Here is a 19254-nt window from a genome sequence, read left to right on the forward strand (position 1 = left end):
GTCATGACCTGACCGGGATCAGGCGGACAGACGGGCGCGACCCTTGCTACGGCGAGTCGCGAGAATCGCGCGGCCGGCACGGGTACGCATACGCAGCCGGAAGCCGTGGGTCTTCGCGCGGCGACGGTTGTTCGGCTGGAAGGTGCGCTTGCTCACTCGGGGGCTCCAGAAAGAATCGGGGTTGGCGGGGTGCCGTCCTGGCTGTCACCGTGCGCCCACGAGTAGCTCGCGTTACGCCCGAGTGCACCGCTTTTCGATCACCTTTTACGTGACCTGTGCCCATCGGAGGCAGGCGGCAGCAGCCATCGACAACTCGACCTGGTTACGGTACGTGGGACTGCGCCATTCGGTCAAACCAGCGGTGACCGGGAGACACTTGTCCACAGGCTGGGGACAACAACTTGAACCCTACCGGCCGCGCTGACTACCGTGACTGGACTCCGATTCGTTCCCTTATCCCTGCCCCACTCGAGTTTCATCCCGACCCGTCCCCGAATCACACCTTCGAGGGACTCGTGAGAGAGCGTGCCCTGTGGCTGACGTACCTGCCGATCTTGCCGCAGTGTGGCCACGCGTACTGGAGCAACTCCTCGGGGAGGGCCGCGGGCAGGATGTCGAGTCGAAGGACGAGCACTGGATCCGGCGCTGCCAGCCCCTCGCGCTGGTCGCCGACACCGCTCTGCTCGCCGTACCGAACGAATTTGCGAAAGGCGTACTGGAGGGCCGCCTCGCCCCCGTCGTCAGCGAGACCCTGAGCCGCGAATGCGGCCGACCCATCCGCATCGCGATCACCGTCGACGACACCGCCGGCGACCCCGCGCCGCCCGCCCCCCAGGCGCAGCCCGCCCGCCCCCAGCCCCGCTACGAGGAGCCCGAGCTTCCTGCCCCCGGCCACCAGGGCCAGGGCGGCGGCCGCGACGAGTACGAGGGATACGGCCGCCACCGCGCCGATCAGCTCCCCACCGCCCGCCCCGCCTACCCGCAGGAGTACCAGCGCCCCGAGCCCGGCTCCTGGCCGCGCCCGGCGCAGCAGGACGACTACGGCTGGCAGCAGCAGCGCCTCGGCTTCCCCGAGCGCGACCCCTACGCGACCCCGCCGCAGGAGTCCTACGGCCAGGAGCCCTATCCCAAGGACTCGTACCAGCAGGACTACCGTCCGCAGTCGCCGGACCGCCCGCCGTACGACTCCCAGCGCGGTAAATACGAACGCGGCGACTACGAACGCGGCGACCGCGAGCAGCAGTCCCGCAACGACTACGACCAGCCGCGCAACGACTACGACCAGCCACGCGGCGACTACGACCAGCGCAGCCCCCGGCGGGACCTGCCCGAGCCGCCGTCCGGCTCCGGCCACGTCCACCGCGGCGGCCCCGTCGGGCCCGGCCCCGCCACCGGCGCCCCCGGTCCGCTGGCCGCACAGCCCGCACCGGCGACCGGGCCGGGTGAGCCCACCGCGCGCCTGAACCCGAAGTACCTCTTCGACACCTTCGTCATCGGCGCCTCCAACCGCTTCGCCCACGCGGCCGCCGTAGCCGTCGCCGAAGCACCCGCGAAGGCCTACAACCCCCTGTTCATCTACGGGGAGTCGGGCCTGGGCAAGACCCACCTCCTGCACGCCATCGGGCACTACGCCCGCAGCCTCTACCCCGGCACGCGCGTGCGGTACGTGAGCTCCGAGGAGTTCACCAACGAGTTCATCAACTCCATCCGCGACGGCAAGGGCGACAGCTTCCGCAAGCGCTACCGCGAGATGGACATCCTGCTCGTCGACGACATCCAGTTCCTCGCGGACAAGGAGTCGACGCAGGAGGAGTTCTTCCACACCTTCAACACGCTCCACAACGCCAACAAGCAGATCGTGCTGTCCTCCGACCGGCCGCCCAAGCAGCTGGTCACGCTGGAGGACCGGCTGCGGAACCGTTTCGAGTGGGGCCTGATCACCGACGTCCAGCCGCCCGAGCTGGAGACCCGCATCGCGATCCTGCGCAAGAAGGCGGTGCAGGAGCAGCTCAACGCCCCGCCCGAGGTACTCGAGTTCATCGCCTCCCGCATCTCGCGCAACATCCGCGAGCTGGAGGGCGCGCTGATCCGGGTGACGGCGTTCGCCTCGCTCAACCGGCAGCCGGTCGACCTGGGCCTGACGGAGATCGTCCTGAAGGATCTGATCCCGGGTGGCGAGGACTCGGCCCCCGAGATCACATCGACGGCCATCATGGGCGCCACCGCCGACTACTTCGGCCTCACCGTCGAGGACCTGTGCGGTACCTCGCGCGGGCGGGCGCTGGTGACGGCCCGGCAGATCGCCATGTACCTGTGCCGGGAACTGACGGACCTCTCGCTGCCGAAGATCGGCGCGCTGTTCGGCGGCCGGGACCACACCACGGTGATGCACGCCGACCGCAAGATCCGCAATCTGATGGCCGAGCGGCGCTCCATCTACAACCAGGTGACCGAGCTGACCAACCGCATCAAGAACGGCTGACGGCCGCCGGCACCGGCCGCACGGGCGCCCCTGGACACCCCGGGGGCGCCCTTCGCGTGCTCAGGGCATCGCACTGCCGTCCTGCCCGCTGTTCGAATACCTGCCGGGTTACGGGCGTCCTCCACAGATTCGGCTACTTTTTTCCGTCCACACCTTGGGGACTGGGAAGTTGTCCCGATCCCGTCCACAGGCCAGGGTGTTGAGAGAACATCAGGGCAGGTCAGCTCCCTGTGGATTCGTGGACGAACGATCTCCACAGCCTGTGGACGACGAAATGATCCACAGGCTGTGCATCCAGTTGTCCACGGGCAACCCACAGGCTGGAGCGGGTTGTCCCCAGCGATCCCCAGCTTCTCCACATGCCTGTCCACTGTTCGGCAACGCGACGCGCCCTGTCACCGCGTCGAGTGAAAGGCGTCACATCAAGGTGCCTGGTTGGCCTGTGGGAAACGTGGGTAAAGCTGGGGACAGCTCTGGGGAGAAGTCGCCTCTGCCTGTGCACGGTGTGTGCAGAACTTTCTGTTCTCCACAGATACGCCCGGTTGTCCACCGGCTCCGCCCACAGGCACGGTGGACAAAATTCCTGCTCTGACCTGGGGAAACGAGGTTATCCACGGTATCCACAGGCCCTACTACTACTCCCGACTAGAGAGAGTGCGGAATTCGTTTCGAAGCGGGCCCTGTGCATAACTCGCCCTCTCGAGCCCGACCGCCCCTCGTCACGACTTGACCCCGAACGGCACCTACTGTCAGTGGGGTGCGTCAGACTGGTCCCCGGTGTTCTGCCCCTCACCGGGACCGACGACACCGACCCAGACGACGAAGGCCAGGCAGGGCGAGAAGCGCCGGCAACAGCAGGAGGCGGCAACAGTGAAGATCCGGGTGGAACGCGACGTACTCGCGGAGGCAGTGGCCTGGGCGGCTCGCAGCCTCCCGGCCCGTCCGCCGGCGCCGGTCCTCGCGGGCCTGCTGCTGAAGGCCGAGGAGGGGCAGCTGAGCCTGTCCAGCTTCGACTACGAGGTCTCCGCGCGGGTCTCGGTCGAGGCGGAGATCGAGGAGGAGGGCACGGTCCTCGTCTCCGGCCGCCTGCTCGCCGACATCTCCCGCGCCCTCCCCAACCGGCCGGTGGAGATTTCCACAGACGGTGTACGGGCGACGGTGGTCTGCGGCTCCTCGCGGTTCACCCTCCACACCCTGCCGGTGGAGGAGTACCCGGCCCTTCCGCAGATGCCGGAGGCGACGGGCACGGTCCCCGGCGAGGTCTTCGCCTCCGCCGTGCAGCAGGTCGCCATCGCCGCCGGCCGGGACGACACGCTGCCCGTCCTCACCGGTGTGCGCATCGAGATCGAGGGCGACTCGGTGACGCTGGCCTCCACCGACCGCTACCGCTTCGCGGTCCGCGAGTTCCTGTGGAAGCCGGAGAACCCCGACGTCTCCGCGGTCGCCCTGGTGCCCGCCAAGACGCTCCAGGACACCGCCAAGGCGCTGACCAGCGGCGACCAGGTCATCCTGGCGCTGTCCGGCTCGGGCGCGGGCGAGGGCCTGATCGGTTTCGAGGGTGCGGGCCGCCGGACGACGACGCGTCTGCTGGAGGGCGACCTCCCGAAGTACAAGACGCTGTTCCCGACGGAGTTCAACAGCGTCGCCGTGATCGAGACCGCCCCCTTCGTGGAGGCCGTCAAGCGCGTGGCCCTGGTCGCCGAGCGCAACACCCCGGTGCGGCTCACCTTCGAGCAGGGCGTGCTCATCCTGGAGGCCGGCTCCAGCGACGACGCACAGGCTGTGGAAAGGGTGGACGCGCAGCTGGAGGGCGACGACATCTCGATCGCCTTCAACCCGACGTTCCTGCTGGACGGCCTGAGCGCGATCGACTCGCCGGTGGCGCAGCTGTCCTTCACGACGTCCACGAAGCCGGCGCTGCTCAGCGGCAAGCCCGCGGTGGACGCCGAGGCCGACGAGGCCTACAAGTACCTGATCATGCCGGTGCGGCTGAGCGGCTGAGCCCCGGGGGCTCAGCGCAGTGGTCCACAAGGTGGGGACAAACCCGCAGGTGAGGGCGTACGTCTGAGCGCGTACGCCCACAGCTGTGCACGAGGGTCCGGGTTTAGGCTCGGCCGTGGGTACGAAAGTGCCCGCGGCACGCATCCGGCCGGTTAGGACGTGCCGTCCCGCCACCTCGCACACCTTAAGGAACGCAACTGATGGAGCTCGGTCTCGTCGGCCTCGGCAAGATGGGCGGCAACATGCGCGAGCGGATCCGCCGCGCGGGCCACACCGTCGTCGGATACGACCGCAATCCGGACCTCGCCGATGTCCACAGCCTGGAAGAGCTTGTGGGCAAGCTCGCCGCCCCGCGCGTGGTCTGGGTCATGGTCCCGGCCGGCGAGGCCACCCAGGCCACCGTCGACCGGCTCGGCGAGCTGCTGGAGCCCGGTGACGTGGTCGTGGACGGCGGGAACTCCCGCTGGACGGACGACGAGAAGCACGCCGAGGAGCTGGCCGCCAAGGGCATAGGCTTCGTCGACTGCGGCGTCTCCGGCGGCGTGTGGGGCCTGGAGAACGGCTATGCGCTGATGTACGGCGGCGACGCCGAGAACGTCGCCAAGGTGCAGCCGGTCTTCGACGCCCTCAAGCCGGAGGGCGACTTCGGTGCCGTGCACGCCGGCAAGGTCGGCGCGGGCCACTTCGCGAAGATGGTCCACAACGGCATCGAGTACGCGATGATGCAGGCCTACGCCGAGGGCTGGGAGCTGCTGGAGAAGGTCGACTCCGTGGAGAACGTCCGCGAGGTCTTCCGGTCCTGGCAGGAGGGGACGGTGATCCGTTCCTGGCTGCTGGACCTGGCGGTCAACGCGCTCGACGAGGACGAGCACCTGGGCGACCTGCGGGGTTATGCACAGGACTCCGGTGAGGGACGCTGGACTGTGGAGGCCGCGATCGACAACGCGGTGCCGCTGCCGGCGATCACGGCGTCGCTGTTCGCGCGGTTCGCGTCCCGGCAGGACGACTCGCCGCAGATGAAGATGATCGCCGCGCTGCGCAATCAGTTCGGCGGCCACGCGGTCGAGAAGAAGTAGTCGAGACCGGAAGATCAACACCCGAAGGTTGGGGAGGTCGGCGAACGACCATGCACGTCACGCATCTGTCGCTGGCCGACTTCCGTTCGTACGCCCGGGTCGAGGTCCCGCTGGATCCGGGCGTCACCGCCTTCGTCGGGCCGAACGGGCAGGGCAAGACGAATCTCGTCGAAGCGGTCGGCTATCTCGCCACGCTCGGCAGTCACCGGGTCTCCTCCGACGCACCCCTGGTCCGCATGGGCGCCGAGCGTGCCGTGATCCGCGCCCAGGTCCGGCAGGGTGAGCGGCAGCAGCTGATCGAGCTGGAGCTGAACCCGGGCCGCGCCAACCGGGCCCGTATCAACAGGTCCTCCCAGGTCAGGCCGCGTGATGTGCTGGGCATCGTGCGCACCGTGCTGTTCGCGCCCGAGGACCTCGCGCTGGTCAAGGGCGATCCCGGTGAGCGGCGCCGCTTCCTGGACGAGCTGATCACTGCCCGCTCCCCGCGCATGGCCGGGGTGCGCTCCGACTACGAACGGGTCCTGAAGCAGCGCAACACGCTGCTGAAGTCGGCGGCGCTCGCCCGCCGCCACGGCGGCCGCACGATGGACCTGTCGACGCTCGACGTCTGGGACCAGCACCTCGCGCGCGCGGGTGCCGAACTGCTGGCTCAGCGCCTCGACCTGATCGCCGCCGTGCAGCCGCTGGCGGACAAGGCGTACGAGCAGCTGGCGCCGGGTGGTGGTCCCGTCGCCCTGGAGTACAAGCCGTCGGCGCCCGGTGAGGCGCACACGCGCGAGGATCTGTTCGAGCAGCTGATGGCCGCGCTCGCCGAGGCCCGCAAGCAGGAGATCGAGCGGGGCGTGACCCTGGTGGGTCCGCACCGGGACGATCTGCTTCTCAAACTCGGCTCGCTGCCCGCCAAGGGGTACGCGTCCCACGGCGAGTCGTGGTCCTACGCCCTGGCGCTGCGGCTGGCGTCGTTCGATCTTCTCAGGGCGGAGGGCAACGAGCCGGTCCTCGTCCTGGACGACGTTTTCGCCGAGCTGGACGCGCGGCGCCGGGAGCGGCTGGCCGAGCTGGTGGCGCCCGGTGAGCAGGTGCTGGTGACGGCCGCGGTCGATGACGATGTTCCGGGTGTGCTGGCGGGTACGCGGTTCACGGTGGCCGAGGGCGCGGTGGAGCGCGTATGAGCGCGGACGGGCCGGACCCCGCAAGGCCCCCCGAGGAGGGCACCGACAGCAAGGGTGGCCCGGAGCCGTCGGGTGTCGATCTCGCGCGGGTGGCGCTCAGGGCGGCGCGGGAGGCGGCACGCGCGCGTGGGGACGCCGCGCAGCAGAAGAAGCAGGCGCGGCGCGGGGGCCTGCGCTCCGGGGCGCGTGCCGACGGCCGCGATCCGATGGCGTTGGGTTCGGCGATCAACCGGCTGATCACCGAGCGCGGCTGGGAGACCCCGGCCGCGGTGGGCGGGGTGATGGGCCGCTGGCCGGAGATCGTCGGTGCGGACGTGGCGAAGCACTGCGTGCCGGAGCGGTACGACGAGGACGAGCGGGTGCTGGTCGTCCGCTGCGACTCCACGGCGTGGGCGACGAATCTGCGGTTGCTCGCCCCGACGCTGGTGGCCCGGCTGAACGAGGACCTCGGGCACGGGTCGGTGCGGGTGATCAAGGTGCTGGGGCCCGGCGGCGCCGGCGGTCCCGGTCGTCGTTACGGGCCGCTGCGTGCGCCCGGCAGCCGGGGCCCGGGCGACACCTACGGGTGAGCTGCGGGAGGTCTGCGGGCGGGCTGGAGTCGCTCCGCAGGCGCTCCGCGGTCGCTCCACGGGTGACCTGACGCCCCGTCAGGGGTGGGTGATGTACCTCACATAATTTGGTCGCGACGGCGGGTGTGAACCGTCGGCGCCACCTTCGTCGCGCAACCGCACGCGGTTGCGAATCCCGATCTGACTCCCAAGTAGCCAAGGGTTGACGCCTCGAAGCGCTGAGTGCCGTTGTGAGCCTCTTGGGGCCCCCATCCCCATATCGGGAGTCGGACGAGCCTGGTTCAGGGCGGCACATGCGGACTCAGGTACCGGCAAACCCCCATCAGTGTCAGTGCTACCGGTAGAATGGAAGACAATCCCGCCCCGAACGTGGGGACCGTCCGGGACTAGCTGAGCAACGCTGATCAAGGCTTACCAACGCAACATGCCGCAGCCGCTCCGGCAACCCGCCGACGAGCCCGGCTCGTGCTGTGCCAGAAAGGGCGCTTCGTGGCCGATTCCGGCAACCCCAACGAGAACAACCCGTCCACCGACACCGGCGTGCCCGACGCGGTGAGCACCTCGAACGCCGAGGCGCCCGCCTCGTACGACGCCAGTGCCATCACCGTCCTCGAGGGTCTGGACGCGGTCCGCAAGCGACCCGGTATGTACATCGGCTCAACCGGTGAACGCGGCCTGCACCACCTGGTGCAGGAGGTCGTGGACAACTCCGTCGACGAGGCGCTCGCCGGCCACGCGGACACGGTCGACGTCACGATCCTCGCCGACGGCGGTGTCCGGGTCGTCGACAACGGCCGTGGCATCCCGGTGGGCATCGTCCCCTCCGAGGGCAAGCCCGCCGTCGAGGTCGTGCTGACCGTGCTGCACGCGGGCGGCAAGTTCGGCGGCGGCGGCTACGCGGTCTCCGGCGGTCTGCACGGCGTGGGTGTCTCCGTCGTCAACGCCCTCTCCACGAGGGTTGCCGTAGAGGTCAGGACCGACGGCTACCGCTGGACGCAGGACTACAAGCTGGGCGTCCCCACGGCGCCGCTGGCTCGGCACGAGGCCACCGAGGAGACCGGCACGTCGGTCACCTTCTGGGCCGACGGTGACATCTTCGAGACCACCGACTACTCCTTCGAGACGCTCTCCCGGCGCTTCCAGGAGATGGCCTTCCTCAACAAGGGCCTGCGGATCAACCTCACCGACGAGCGTGAGTCGGCGAAGGCCACCGCCGGCGCGGACGAGGCGGGCGAGGACGAGAAGCACGAGGTCAAGACCGTCTCGTACTACTACGAGGGCGGCATCGTCGACTTCGTGAAGTACCTCAACTCCCGCAAGGGAGAGCTGGTGCACCCCACCGTGATCGACCTCGAGGCCGAGGACAAGGACAAGAGCCTGTCCCTCGAGATCGCGATGCAGTGGAACGGCGGTTACACGGAGGGCGTGTACTCCTTCGCCAACATCATCCACACGCACGAGGGCGGTACGCACGAGGAGGGCTTCCGCGCGGCGTTGACCTCGCTCATCAACAAGTACGCGCGCGACAAGCGCCTGCTGCGCGAGAAGGACGACAACCTCACGGGTGACGACATCCGCGAGGGCCTGACGGCGATCATCTCGGTGAAGCTGGGTGAGCCGCAGTTCGAGGGCCAGACCAAGACCAAGCTGGGCAACACGGAGGTCAAGACCTTCGTCCAGCGGGTGGTCTACGAGCACTTGGCCGACTGGCTCGACCGCAATCCGAACGAGGCCGCGGACATCATCCGCAAGGGCATCCAGGCGGCCACCGCGCGCGTGGCGGCCCGCAAGGCCCGTGACCTGACGCGCCGCAAGGGTCTGCTGGAGACGGCGTCGCTGCCGGGCAAGCTGTCCGACTGCCAGTCGAACGACCCGATCAAGTGCGAGATCTTCATCGTCGAGGGCGACTCCGCCGGCGGCTCCGCCAAGTCCGGCCGGAACCCGCAGTACCAGGCGATCCTCCCGATCCGCGGCAAGATCCTCAACGTCGAGAAGGCGCGCATCGACCGGATCCTGCAGAACCAGGAGATCCAGGCGATGATCTCCGCGTTCGGCACGGGTGTGCACGAGGACTTCGACATCGAGAAGCTCCGCTATCACAAGATCATCCTGATGGCGGACGCCGACGTCGACGGCCAGCACATCAACACCCTGCTGCTGACCTTCCTGTTCCGCTTCATGCGGCCGCTGGTCGAGGCCGGGCACGTGTACCTGTCCCGCCCGCCGCTCTACAAGATCAAGTGGGGCCGGGACGACTTCGAGTACGCGTACTCCGACCGCGAGCGCGACGCGCTGATCGAGATGGGCCGCAACGCCGGCAAGCGCATCCGCGAGGACTCCGTGCAGCGCTTCAAGGGCCTCGGCGAGATGAACGCCGAGGAGCTGCGCATCACGACCATGGACCAGGAGCACCGCGTGCTCGGCCAGGTCACGCTCGACGACGCCGCGCAGGCCGACGACCTGTTCTCGGTGCTGATGGGCGAGGACGTCGAGGCCCGGCGCGCGTTCATCCAGCGCAACGCCAAGGACGTCCGCTTCCTCGACATCTGAGTCGGTCTCAGCTGACCGCACCAGGAAGGACCTTCACCAGCAATGACCGACGAGAACACTCCTGTGACGACGCCCGAGGGCGACGCCCTGGCGATGCGTGTCGAGCCCGTCGGGCTCGAGACGGAGATGCAGCGCTCGTATCTCGACTACGCGATGTCCGTCATCGTCTCGCGCGCGCTGCCCGACGTCCGCGACGGCCTCAAGCCCGTGCACCGCCGCGTGCTGTACGCCATGTACGACGGTGGCTACCGCCCCGAGCGCGGCTTCTACAAGTGCGCCCGCGTCGTCGGCGACGTCATGGGCAACTACCACCCGCACGGCGACAGCTCCATCTACGACGCCCTGGTCCGCCTCGCCCAGCCGTGGTCGATGCGGATGCCGCTCGTCGACTCCAACGGCAACTTCGGTTCGCCGGGCAACGACCCGGCGGCGGCCATGCGGTACACCGAGTGCAAGATGGCGCCGCTGGCCATGGAGATGGTCCGTGACATCGACGAGGAGACCGTCGACTTCACGGACAACTACGACGGCCGCTCCCAGGAGCCGACCGTCCTGCCCGCCCGCTTCCCGAACCTGCTGATCAACGGCTCGGCCGGGATCGCGGTCGGCATGGCGACCAACATCCCGCCGCACAACCTGCGCGAGGTCGCGGCCGGCGCCCAGTGGTACCTGGAGAACTACGAGGCCTCGCACGAGGAGCTGCTGGACGCGCTCATCGAGCGCATCAAGGGCCCCGACTTCCCGACCGGCGCGCTGGTGGTGGGCCGCAACGGCATCGAGGAGGCCTACCGCACCGGGCGCGGCTCGATCACCATGCGCGCGGTCGTCGAGGTCGAGGAGATCCAGAACCGCCAGTGCCTGGTGGTCACGGAGCTGCCGTACCAGACCAACCCCGACAACCTCGCGCAGAAGATCGCCGACCTGGTGAAGGACGGCAAGATCGGCGGCATCGCGGACGTCCGTGACGAGACGTCGTCCCGCACCGGCCAGCGCCTGGTCATCGTGCTCAAGCGGGACGCGGTCGCCAAGGTCGTGCTGAACAACCTGTACAAGCACACCGACCTGCAGTCGAACTTCAGCGCCAACATGCTGGCCCTGGTCGACGGCGTCCCGCGCACCCTCTCCCTGGACGCGTTCATCCGCCACTGGGTGAACCACCAGATCGAGGTCATCGTCCGGCGTACGAAGTTCCGCCTGCGCAAGGCCGAGGAGCGGGCGCACATCCTGCGCGGCCTGCTCAAGGCCCTGGACGCCATCGACGAGGTCATCGCGCTGATCCGGCGCAGCGACACCGTGGAGATCGCGCGCGGCGGCCTGATGGACCTCCTCGCCATCGACGAGATCCAGGCCAACGCGATCCTGGAGATGCAGCTGCGCCGCCTGGCGGCGCTGGAGCGCCAGAAGATCGTCCGGGAGCACGACGAGCTCCAGGCGAAGATCACCGAGTACAACGAGATCCTCTCCTCCCCGGTCCGCCAGCGCGGGATCGTCGGCGAGGAGCTGACCGCGTTGGTCGAGAAGTACGGCGACGACCGCAAGACCAAGCTGATCCCGTACGAGGGCGACATGTCCATCGAGGACCTGATCGCCGAAGAGGACATCGTCGTCACGGTCACGCGGGGCGGCTACATCAAGCGCACCAAGACCGACGACTACCGGGCGCAGAAGCGCGGCGGCAAGGGCGTACGCGGCACGAAGCTCAAGGAAGACGACATCGTCAACCACTTCTTCGTGTCCACCACGCACCACTGGCTGCTGTTCTTCACCAACAAGGGCCGGGTCTACCGGGCCAAGGCGTACGAGCTGCCCGATGCCGGCCGGGACGCGCGCGGCCAGCACGTGGCGAACCTGCTGGCCTTCCAGCCGGACGAGTCGATCGCCCAGATCCGCGCGATCCGCGACTACGAGGCGGTGCCCTACCTGGTCCTGGCGACCAAGGCGGGCCTGGTGAAGAAGACGCCGCTGAAGGACTACGACTCGCCGCGCTCGGGAGGCGTGATCGCCATCAACCTGCGTGAGCAGGCGGACGGATCCGACGACGAGCTGATCGGAGCCGAACTGGTGTCGGCCGACGACGATCTGCTGCTGATCAGCAAGAAGGCGCAGTCGATCAGGTTCACCGCCTCGGACGACACGCTGCGGCCCATGGGGCGTGCCACCTCGGGCGTGAAGGGCATGAGTTTCCGCGAAGGGGACCAGCTGCTCTCGATGAATGTTGTTCGAGCCGGTACGTTCGTGTTCACTGCCACCGACGGCGGGTACGCGAAGCGGACCTCTGTCGACGAGTACCGCGTCCAGGGCCGCGGCGGCCTCGGCATCAAGGCTGCCAAGATCGTCGAGGACCGTGGATCGCTCGTGGGCGCGCTGGTGGTCGAGGAGCACGACGAGATCCTCGCCATCACACTCTCGGGCGGTGTGATTCGTACGCGAGTCAGCGGGGTCAGGGAGACGGGCCGTGACACCATGGGCGTCCAACTGATCAATCTGGGCAAGCGCGATGCCGTCGTCGGTATCGCACGCAACGCCGAGGCGGGACGCGAGGCGGAGGAGGTCGACGGCGATGTGGTCGTCGACGAGACCGCCGAAGGTGCCGCGACCACCGGCACGGACGAGGGTGAGGCGCCCTCGGCCGAGTAGCACGAGGAGAGAGTCATCGTGAGCGGAGCCACGGGCGCCGGGTCGGCCGGTACCTCCAGGGGTACGGAAACGGACGGCGGCGGCCGTGGCTCCGCCGCGCGTGCGACGGATTCGCACACGACTCAACTGCGCAAGATCGACGACGACGCGACCGACTCCCGCTCGGCGAGCTCGTCCAAGACGCATGGATCCCAGGGGGGAACTGTGACGGACACCCGAGGCCAGCAGACACAGCAGGCGGCCTCGCCGCTGCCGGGAGAACGGCAGCCCCAGCAGCCCGGCGGGCCGTACCACCCGCCGCAGGCCTACCAGACCCAGGGCGGCAACGCGTCCGCCGCCGTGCGCCGCCCGCGCACCGGCGCCCGCACCACGCCCCGCGTCCGCAAGGCACGCCTGCGGGTGGCGAAGGCCGACCCGTGGTCGGTGATGAAGGTCAGCTTCCTGCTCTCCATCGCGCTCGGCATCTGCACGATCGTCGCGTCCGCCGTGCTGTGGATGGTCATGGACGCCATGGGCGTCTTCTCGACCGTCGGCGGCACGATCTCCGAGGCGACCGGCTCGAACGAGTCCAACGGCTTCGACCTGCAGTCGTTCCTGTCGTTGCCCAACGTGCTGCTGTTCGCGACGGTCATCGCGGTCGTCGACGTCGTCCTCGCGACGGCGCTCGCCACGCTCGGCGCGTTCATCTACAACCTGTCCGCCGGCTTCGTCGGCGGCGTGGAGCTGACGCTCGCCGAGGACGAGTGATCGTCGCTCGCGGTCTCGCGACAACCGATTTTGGGACTGCCCGCCTCGTGCGCTAATCTTCAGGAGTCAGCGCGCGGGACATACACCGCAGAGCGCGGCGGGGCTATAGCTCAGTTGGTTAGAGCGCATCCCTGATAAGGATGAGGCCACAGGTTCAAATCCTGTTAGCCCCACCAGCGAGAAGACCCCCAGTCGGTAGCGGCTGGGGGTCTTTTGCGTCTTCGGGCATCTCCGGTGTCTCCGGTTGCATCAACGCCCGACCGCTGGCGACGGGGGATGCGCCAGCGGTCGGGCTGTGGCCAAGGCTAACAAGGCCGGGTGCGTGGCGGGAGACATTCACCCATCGCACGGGCGCTCGTACGAGAGGCGCGGCAGGTACTCGCGCCACTTCTCCTCGGTCAGCACGCCTCGGGTGGCCGAGCAGATGCGGTCGATGGCGTCGTCCACGTCGAGGTTCCACAGCCGTACGGTGTCCGTGCCGCTGGACACCCCGAGCATGTGACTGACGGGGCTGAAGGACAGGAAACCGCCCGTCTTGGCGTTGGGGCTCATCGACTCCCCGATGGGAGCGGCCCCGGCGGGGGCGTGGACGTCCCAGAGCCGGACCGTGTTGTCGTTGGCGCCACTGGACAGGGTGTCGCCGTCCCGGCTGAACGTCAGCGACACCACCGAGTCGGTGTGGCCGGCGAGCGTGGAGTCCGGCGGGTCCGTTCGGCGGGGATCGGCGACGCTCCAGAGCCGGACCGTGCCGTCGTCGCTGCCGCTGGCCAGCGTATGGCCGTCCGGGCTGTAGGCCAGCGCGTTGACGGGGCCGAGGTGTCCCGTACGGGGTGCGCCGAGACGGGCGGCGTGACGGGGGTCGCTCACGTCCCAGAGCCGTACGGTGTCGTCCGCGCTGCCGCTGGCCAGCGTGCGGCCGTCCGGGCTGAAGGCGAGTGCGTTGACGTAGCCCGTGTGGCCGGTGAGCGGCTTGCCGAGCGGGCGGGGGCGGGACGGGTCGGCGACGTTCCACAGCTGGACGGTGCGGTCGTCGTGGGCCGTGGCCAGCGTACGGCCGTCCGGGCCGAACGCCAGGGCGTCGGGGCCCGCGTAGCGGGTGCGCAGTGCCACGGGTGGCCCGTGGGCGGTGGGCCGGGCGGGGTCCGTGACGTTCCACAGCTGTACCGCGCTGCTTCCCGTCAGCACCGCGAGGGTGTCGCCGTCCGGGGAGAACACGAGGGAGCGTACGTCGCCCTCCGCCGGGCGGAAGGGTTCGCCCAGTGACACGGGCCGGCCGGGGCTCGTCACGTTCCACAGCCGGACCCGTCCGTCGCGCGCCGCCGTGGCCAGGACGTGACCGTCCGGGCGGAACGCTCCGCTGCGGCCGATCATGTCCGACGTCGGCAGCGACCACAGACGGACCTTGCTGTCTCCGCTGCCGGTGGCGAGCGTGCGGCCGTCGGGGCTGAAGCCGAGGGCGTACATCTCTCCGCTGCTTCCCGCGAGGGGCATGCCGATCTGGGACGGGTAGGCCGGGTCGCTGACGTTCCAGAGGCTCGCCGTGCTGTCCGCGCTGCTCGCGGCGAGCATGTCCCCGTCGGGGCTGAAGGCCACGGACCATATGGGCCCGGTGTGGCCGGTCAGCGGCGAGCCGATCCGTGCCGCGTCGCGTGGGTCGGCCACGTCCCAGAGCCGTACGGTGTCGTCCGCGCTGCCACTGGCCAGCGTGCGGCCGTCGGGGCTGAAGGCCACGGAGTGCACCAGTCCGGTGTGACCGACCAGCGGTTCGCCGATCGGCGTCGCGGCGCCCGGGTCGGTGACGTTCCACAGCCGGACCGTCTCGTCGTCGCCGCCTGACGCCAGGGTCCGGCCGTCGGGGCTGAACGCCACCGAGCGCACCGCCGCGCTGGAACCCGTCAAGGTGTCCAGCGCCTTCGGCCGGCGCGGGTCGGCCACGTCCCACAGCCGGACGGCGTGGTCGTCGTGCGCGGAGGCCAGCGTGCGGCCGTCCGGGCTGAACGCGAGCAGGTAGACGGTGCCGCCGTGGCCGGTCAGGGGGGCGCCGAGGGGGCGCGGGCGGCTGAGGTCGCTGATGTCCCAGAGCCGGATCGTCCCGTCGTCCGAAGCGCTGGCCAGGGTGCGGCCGTCCGGGCTGAACACCGCGGAGCTGACCCAGCTCGTGTGGCCGGTGAGAGGCTCGCCCAGCGGTTCGGGACGCGCGGGGTCCGACACGTCCCACAGCCGCACCGTCCGGTCGTAGCTCGCCGTCGCCAGGGTCTGCCCGTCCGGGCTGAATGAGGTGAGGTAGACGGCGCCCGTGTGTCCGAGGAGCGGTGTGGCCAGCGGCGCGTTCACGATCGAGATCAGCCGGTTCTTCACGTCCTCGTCGTCCGGCCGCAGGCGGTGCGCCGCCAGGTCGAGCTGCGCCGACAGCGACGGGTCCGTGTACTGGACCCGGTCCGCCTCGGCCACCACCTGCTCGAACACCGCGTCGTTCCGCTGCTGCCAGGCGACCACCGCAGAACCGACCGCCACGAGCGCCAGGACGACCAGTGCCGACACCGCGGCACGACTGATCAGGACGGAGCGTTTGCGCAGCCTGACCGAGGCGGCCAGGAAATCCACCGCGCTGCGGGTCAGAAAGGTGCCGTCGGCCGACTCCGCCCAGCCGCGGGCCCGCTCCAGTCGGGAGCCCCGGTAGAGCAGCGAAGTGTCACGGTCCGACTCCTCCCAGGCCCGGCCGTCCTCCTCCAGCCGCTGGCGCAGCAGGTTGCCGGTGCGGTCCTCGTCGATCCAGTCGCGCAGGCGCGGCCAGGCGTGGAGCAGCGCCTCATGGGTGATCTCCACGGTCTCCGCGTCGAGTGTCACCAGCCGGGCGCGCACCAGCGCTTCGAGCGACTCCTCCGTCTTGCCGGGGTCCCTCGACTCCTGCGCCAGCCGGCGCCGGGTGCCGCGCCTGCGGGTGGCCTGGGTGTCCTCGCTCACCCGGACCAGCCTGAGCAGGAGCAGCCGTGCGGCCGTGCGCGCCGCCGGGTCGAGGCCCGACCAGGCCCGCTCGGCGGTCGCCGCCACCGCTCCCTGGATTCCGCCGGCCGCGCGGTACCCGGCCAGGGTCAGCCGGCCCGCCTTGCGGCGCTGCCAGGTGGCGAGCAGGGCGTGGGAGAGGAGCGGCAGCACGCCCGCGTCGTGCGCCCCCCGCGGGCCGCCGGTGCTCACCTCCCGGATGATCAGCTCCGCCAGCCCCGGTTCGAGCTCCATGCCCACGGCCCGGGCCGGTCCGTTCACCGCCTCGCGCAGTTCCGCCGTGGTCAGCGGCCCCAGCACCATGTGCCGGTGCTGCAGCGCGTCGGCCAGTTCGGGATGGCGCAGGCACTGGTCGTAGAAGTCCGCGCGTACACCGAGGGCCACGAGCACGGGCGCCGGGTCTCCCGGATCGCCGGGCGCGCAGGCGGCCTGGAGGAGCTGGACGAACACGCGCCGGTCCGAATCGTCGGCGCAGAGGGTGAAGATCTCCTCGAACTGGTCCACGATGACGACCGGACGGGCTGCCACTGCCGAGGCCGACTCCGGCGCTGCTTCCGTCGCCGAGTCCGCCGCTGCTTCCGTCGCCGAGTCCGCCGCTGCTTCCGCCGCCGCTTCCGCTCTGCCGCGGGCCCACGCCGTGAAGGCGTCCCGGGCCGCCCGCGCGGTTTCCGGAGCGTCCGGTTCCGCCACTACGGGTGCGAGTTCGGGTATCCGGCGGGTCAGCTCCCCGAGCGGATCGCCTCCCGGTACGAGCTGGAGTACTTCCCTCGGCCGACCGGGCCCCTCGTCTCCGCCGTCCCCGTCGCTCCCGCCGCCCCCGTCGCCCAGCGCGCCCTTTCGCAGGGCAGGCACCAGGCCGGCGTTCAGCAGGGAGGACTTGCCCGCCCCGGAGGCGCCTACGAGCATGACCAGGCCGCCCGTGTCCTCCGCCGCGCGGAGCTGGGCGACGAGAGCGTCCGTGCTCCGCTCCCGCCCGAAGAACCAGTCGGCGTCCTGCTGGCGGTACGCGGCCAGGCCACGGTAGGGACAGACACCGCCGGGGACTGCCTGGGCAGCCTCGGCCGGGGGGTGTTCCTCGTCCGCGGCGGACGGCGCGGGGCGTTCGCCGGTCGGGTCGGCCACCGCCCGCTCCCACAGGCGCTGCCACTGGGTCAGGTCGTACAGGCCCGCGCACACCGGTGCGGGTCGCGCGCGCCGCGCCAGGGGGATGAGCACATGCAGCACCGCCGCGAGGGCGGGGAACTGGGCGGGTACGTTCTTGGCCCGCCGCCAGTCGCTGATCCGCTGGGCGGAGACCCGCACGGGCCGCCCTCGTTCGTCGACCCGCTGGAGCCGGACGACCGCCTCGGACACGCGTTTGAGGGGAGGGTTGCCTGCCTCCCTGTACAGCAGAGCGAGACGTTCCGCGAAGGCCGTGCGTGCCCCTGAGTCGAAACTCAAGGTCTCCACTCCTTACTTCCCCCGCACTTGGACGTCCGGACCGGAAAACTCACTCTATATGCCTGACCTGCGGCTACGTCATGGCCGCTGCACCGGAATCTCCTCGGTGGCGACCTCGGCTGGCAGGATGACGTCGCAGTGGCGAGTCGCCCGCCCGACACCCGGACAGGTCAGCGGCCCAGCGCCCGGAGAGCCACCCCATGCGGCCGCACGTTCTCGGTCAGCTTTTTGGTGGCCCAGCCCTCCCCGACCCGGTCCGGTACCGCGTACCACACGCCGTCGGCATGGCTCGGCTCCGGTCCCCACGAGGGGAGGGACCGGTGCCGAACCATGCCGACGGGCGGGCGGCCAGGGCGGATTCAGCGCGGCGATCTGCGGGCAGGCACCTCGTGATGGTTCCGATTCGAGCGCCGCTGGAGTGTGTATGAGGATCTCCGTCGACCCCGAGCAGTGCTATGGCTCCGGCGACTGCGTCCACCGGGCCCCGTCCGTCTTCACCAAGGTCGACGGCCTGGGGGCCGTGATACCCGGACGCGAGAACGAGGTCGACGCGCCACGGGTGCGCGAAGCGGCCGAGGGGTGTCCCTCCGCCGCGATCACCATCACAGGGGAGCACTGAGCATCCGAGGAGCACTGAGTATCCGAGGATTGAGCATGCCCGTGTCGGAGGTCCTGGTCACGCTCGGCAGTCGTTACGTGCGGACCGCCCCCGGTACGTTCGGGAAGGCGGCGCTCGCCGCACGCTGGCTCAACCCCCATCTGCGCGAGCACCCCCGCCGGCGAGTCGTCGAAGTGCGTTCCGGCGGCCTGTTCGCCGTGGACACGCAGGACCTCATCCAGCGGTACCTGTACCTGTTCGGCACCTGGGAGCCGCACATGACGGCCTGGCTGCGGCGCCGGCTGCGACCGGGGGACGGCTTCGTCGACGTCGGGGCCAACATCGGCGTTTTCAGCGTTCTCGCGTCGCAGCTCGTGGGCGACGAGGGCAGGGTCGTCGCGATCGAGGCCTCCCCCGTCTTCCACCGCCGCCTGGTGCGGCACGGCCGGCTCAACGCCCGCGGGAACATCCGCGCCCTCAACGCCGCCGTCTCGGACGGCCACAAGACCCTGACCTTCGTCCTCGCCAGCTCACGCAACATGGGCGCGAACAGCATCGTCCCGTACGACGGCCCGGCGGAGTCCACCTTCGAGATCGAGGCGCGGCCGCTGCCGGAACTCCTCGATCCGGCGGAGATCGCGAACGCCCGGGTGATCAAGATCGATGTCGAGGGCGCGGAGGGGAGCGTCGTCCGCGGGCTGGCGCCGATGCTGGGCAGCCTGCGGCCCGACGCGGAGATCAGTGTCGAGGTGACGCCCGAGCGCATGGCCCGGCTCGGGGACTCCATCGGCGAACTGCTGACGGTGATGCGCGACGCGGGCTTCCACGTCTACCGGCTGGCCAACGACTACGCGCCCGAGAGCTACCCCCCGGCGCTGGGCGGTGAGCCCGGCGTGCCGGTCCGGTGGCGGGGCCCCGTCGTGGAGGAGAGCGACCTGATCTTCTCCCGGGTCGATGCGGAGACGCTCCCCTGACCCGA

The 19254-nt window shown here is 70.0% G+C and carries 12 protein-coding genes and 1 tRNA gene; 11 read left to right on the forward strand and 2 right to left on the reverse strand.

What is annotated here, in order from left to right; all coding sequences use genetic code 11:
• Window positions 1-18 precede the first annotated feature (18 nt).
• Window positions 19-156 carry a 50S ribosomal protein L34 gene (gene rpmH, locus ACFW48_RS14385; RefSeq protein ID WP_003975051.1) on the reverse strand — a complete coding sequence of 46 codons (138 nt, stop codon included), beginning with the start codon at window positions 154-156 and terminating at the stop codon, window positions 19-21.
• 376 nt (window positions 157-532) lie between these two features.
• Between rpmH and dnaA the strand changes: the two genes are divergently transcribed.
• From dnaA to ACFW48_RS14430, 9 genes are all read left to right on the forward strand, one after another.
• A complete protein-coding gene (dnaA, locus tag ACFW48_RS14390; protein ID WP_386314223.1) occupies window positions 533-2482 on the forward strand; it encodes a chromosomal replication initiator protein DnaA in 1950 nt (649 codons plus the stop codon).
• Window positions 2483-3352: 870 nt separating this feature from the next.
• Complete coding sequence (gene dnaN / locus ACFW48_RS14395; protein WP_386314226.1) at window positions 3353-4483, forward strand: DNA polymerase III subunit beta; 1131 nt, start codon at window positions 3353-3355, stop codon at window positions 4481-4483.
• A gap of 200 nt (window positions 4484-4683) precedes the next feature.
• A complete protein-coding gene (gene gnd / locus ACFW48_RS14400) occupies window positions 4684-5559 on the forward strand; it encodes a phosphogluconate dehydrogenase (NAD(+)-dependent, decarboxylating) (protein ID WP_376673706.1) in 876 nt (291 codons plus the stop codon).
• A gap of 50 nt (window positions 5560-5609) precedes the next feature.
• Window positions 5610-6731 carry a DNA replication/repair protein RecF gene (gene recF, locus ACFW48_RS14405; protein ID WP_386314229.1) on the forward strand — a complete coding sequence of 374 codons (1122 nt, stop codon included), beginning with the start codon at window positions 5610-5612 and terminating at the stop codon, window positions 6729-6731.
• Window positions 6728-7300 carry a DUF721 domain-containing protein gene (locus tag ACFW48_RS14410; RefSeq protein WP_386314231.1) on the forward strand — a complete coding sequence of 191 codons (573 nt, stop codon included), beginning with the start codon at window positions 6728-6730 and terminating at the stop codon, window positions 7298-7300. The genes recF and ACFW48_RS14410 overlap by 4 nt, the downstream gene beginning before the upstream one ends.
• Before the next feature lie 489 nt (window positions 7301-7789).
• Entirely contained in the window at window positions 7790-9850 is a 2061-nt protein-coding gene (gene gyrB, locus ACFW48_RS14415) for a DNA topoisomerase (ATP-hydrolyzing) subunit B (RefSeq protein ID WP_386314234.1), read from the forward strand.
• A 42-nt stretch (window positions 9851-9892) separates the two neighbouring features.
• On the forward strand, window positions 9893-12487 hold the full coding sequence (gene gyrA, locus ACFW48_RS14420; RefSeq protein ID WP_121748025.1) for a DNA gyrase subunit A: 2595 nt from the start codon (window positions 9893-9895) through the stop codon (window positions 12485-12487).
• A gap of 18 nt (window positions 12488-12505) precedes the next feature.
• Window positions 12506-13234 carry a DUF3566 domain-containing protein gene (locus tag ACFW48_RS14425; RefSeq protein ID WP_386314238.1) on the forward strand — a complete coding sequence of 243 codons (729 nt, stop codon included), beginning with the start codon at window positions 12506-12508 and terminating at the stop codon, window positions 13232-13234.
• 99 nt (window positions 13235-13333) lie between these two features.
• Window positions 13334-13410: transfer RNA gene (locus tag ACFW48_RS14430), tRNA-Ile, on the forward strand.
• Window positions 13411-13570: 160 nt separating this feature from the next.
• Here ACFW48_RS14430 and ACFW48_RS14435 read toward each other — a convergent pair.
• Complete coding sequence (locus ACFW48_RS14435) at window positions 13571-17686, reverse strand: AAA family ATPase (protein ID WP_386314241.1); 4116 nt, start codon at window positions 17684-17686, stop codon at window positions 13571-13573.
• 415 nt (window positions 17687-18101) lie between these two features.
• Between ACFW48_RS14435 and ACFW48_RS14440 the strand changes: the two genes are divergently transcribed.
• Window positions 18102-18296 (forward strand): ferredoxin, encoded by a 195-nt coding sequence (locus ACFW48_RS14440; RefSeq protein WP_375906501.1) that lies wholly within the window; start codon window positions 18102-18104, stop codon window positions 18294-18296.
• A 35-nt stretch (window positions 18297-18331) separates the two neighbouring features.
• Window positions 18332-19249 (forward strand): FkbM family methyltransferase, encoded by a 918-nt coding sequence (locus ACFW48_RS14445; RefSeq protein WP_386314244.1) that lies wholly within the window; start codon window positions 18332-18334, stop codon window positions 19247-19249.
• Window positions 19250-19254 lie beyond the last annotated feature (5 nt).

The sequence above is a fragment of the Streptomyces sp. NPDC058812 genome, from assembly GCF_042744565.1.
GTDB classification, from domain to species: domain Bacteria; phylum Actinomycetota; class Actinomycetes; order Streptomycetales; family Streptomycetaceae; genus Streptomyces; species Streptomyces thinghirensis.

What these genes read in the sequence shown, in the direction of transcription:
- gnd (WP_376673706.1), top strand. Translation starts at nt 4,684, where the DNA reads ATGGAGCTCGGTCTCGTCGGCCTCGGCAAGATGGGCGGCAACATGCGC.
- recF (WP_386314229.1), top strand. Translation starts at nt 5,610, where the DNA reads ATGCACGTCACGCATCTGTCGCTGGCCGACTTCCGTTCGTACGCCCGG.
- ACFW48_RS14410 (WP_386314231.1), top strand. Translation starts at nt 6,728, where the DNA reads ATGAGCGCGGACGGGCCGGACCCCGCAAGGCCCCCCGAGGAGGGCACC.
- gyrA (WP_121748025.1), top strand. Translation starts at nt 9,893, where the DNA reads ATGACCGACGAGAACACTCCTGTGACGACGCCCGAGGGCGACGCCCTG.
- ACFW48_RS14440 (WP_375906501.1), top strand. Translation starts at nt 18,102, where the DNA reads ATGAGGATCTCCGTCGACCCCGAGCAGTGCTATGGCTCCGGCGACTGC.
- ACFW48_RS14445 (WP_386314244.1), top strand. Translation starts at nt 18,332, where the DNA reads ATGCCCGTGTCGGAGGTCCTGGTCACGCTCGGCAGTCGTTACGTGCGG.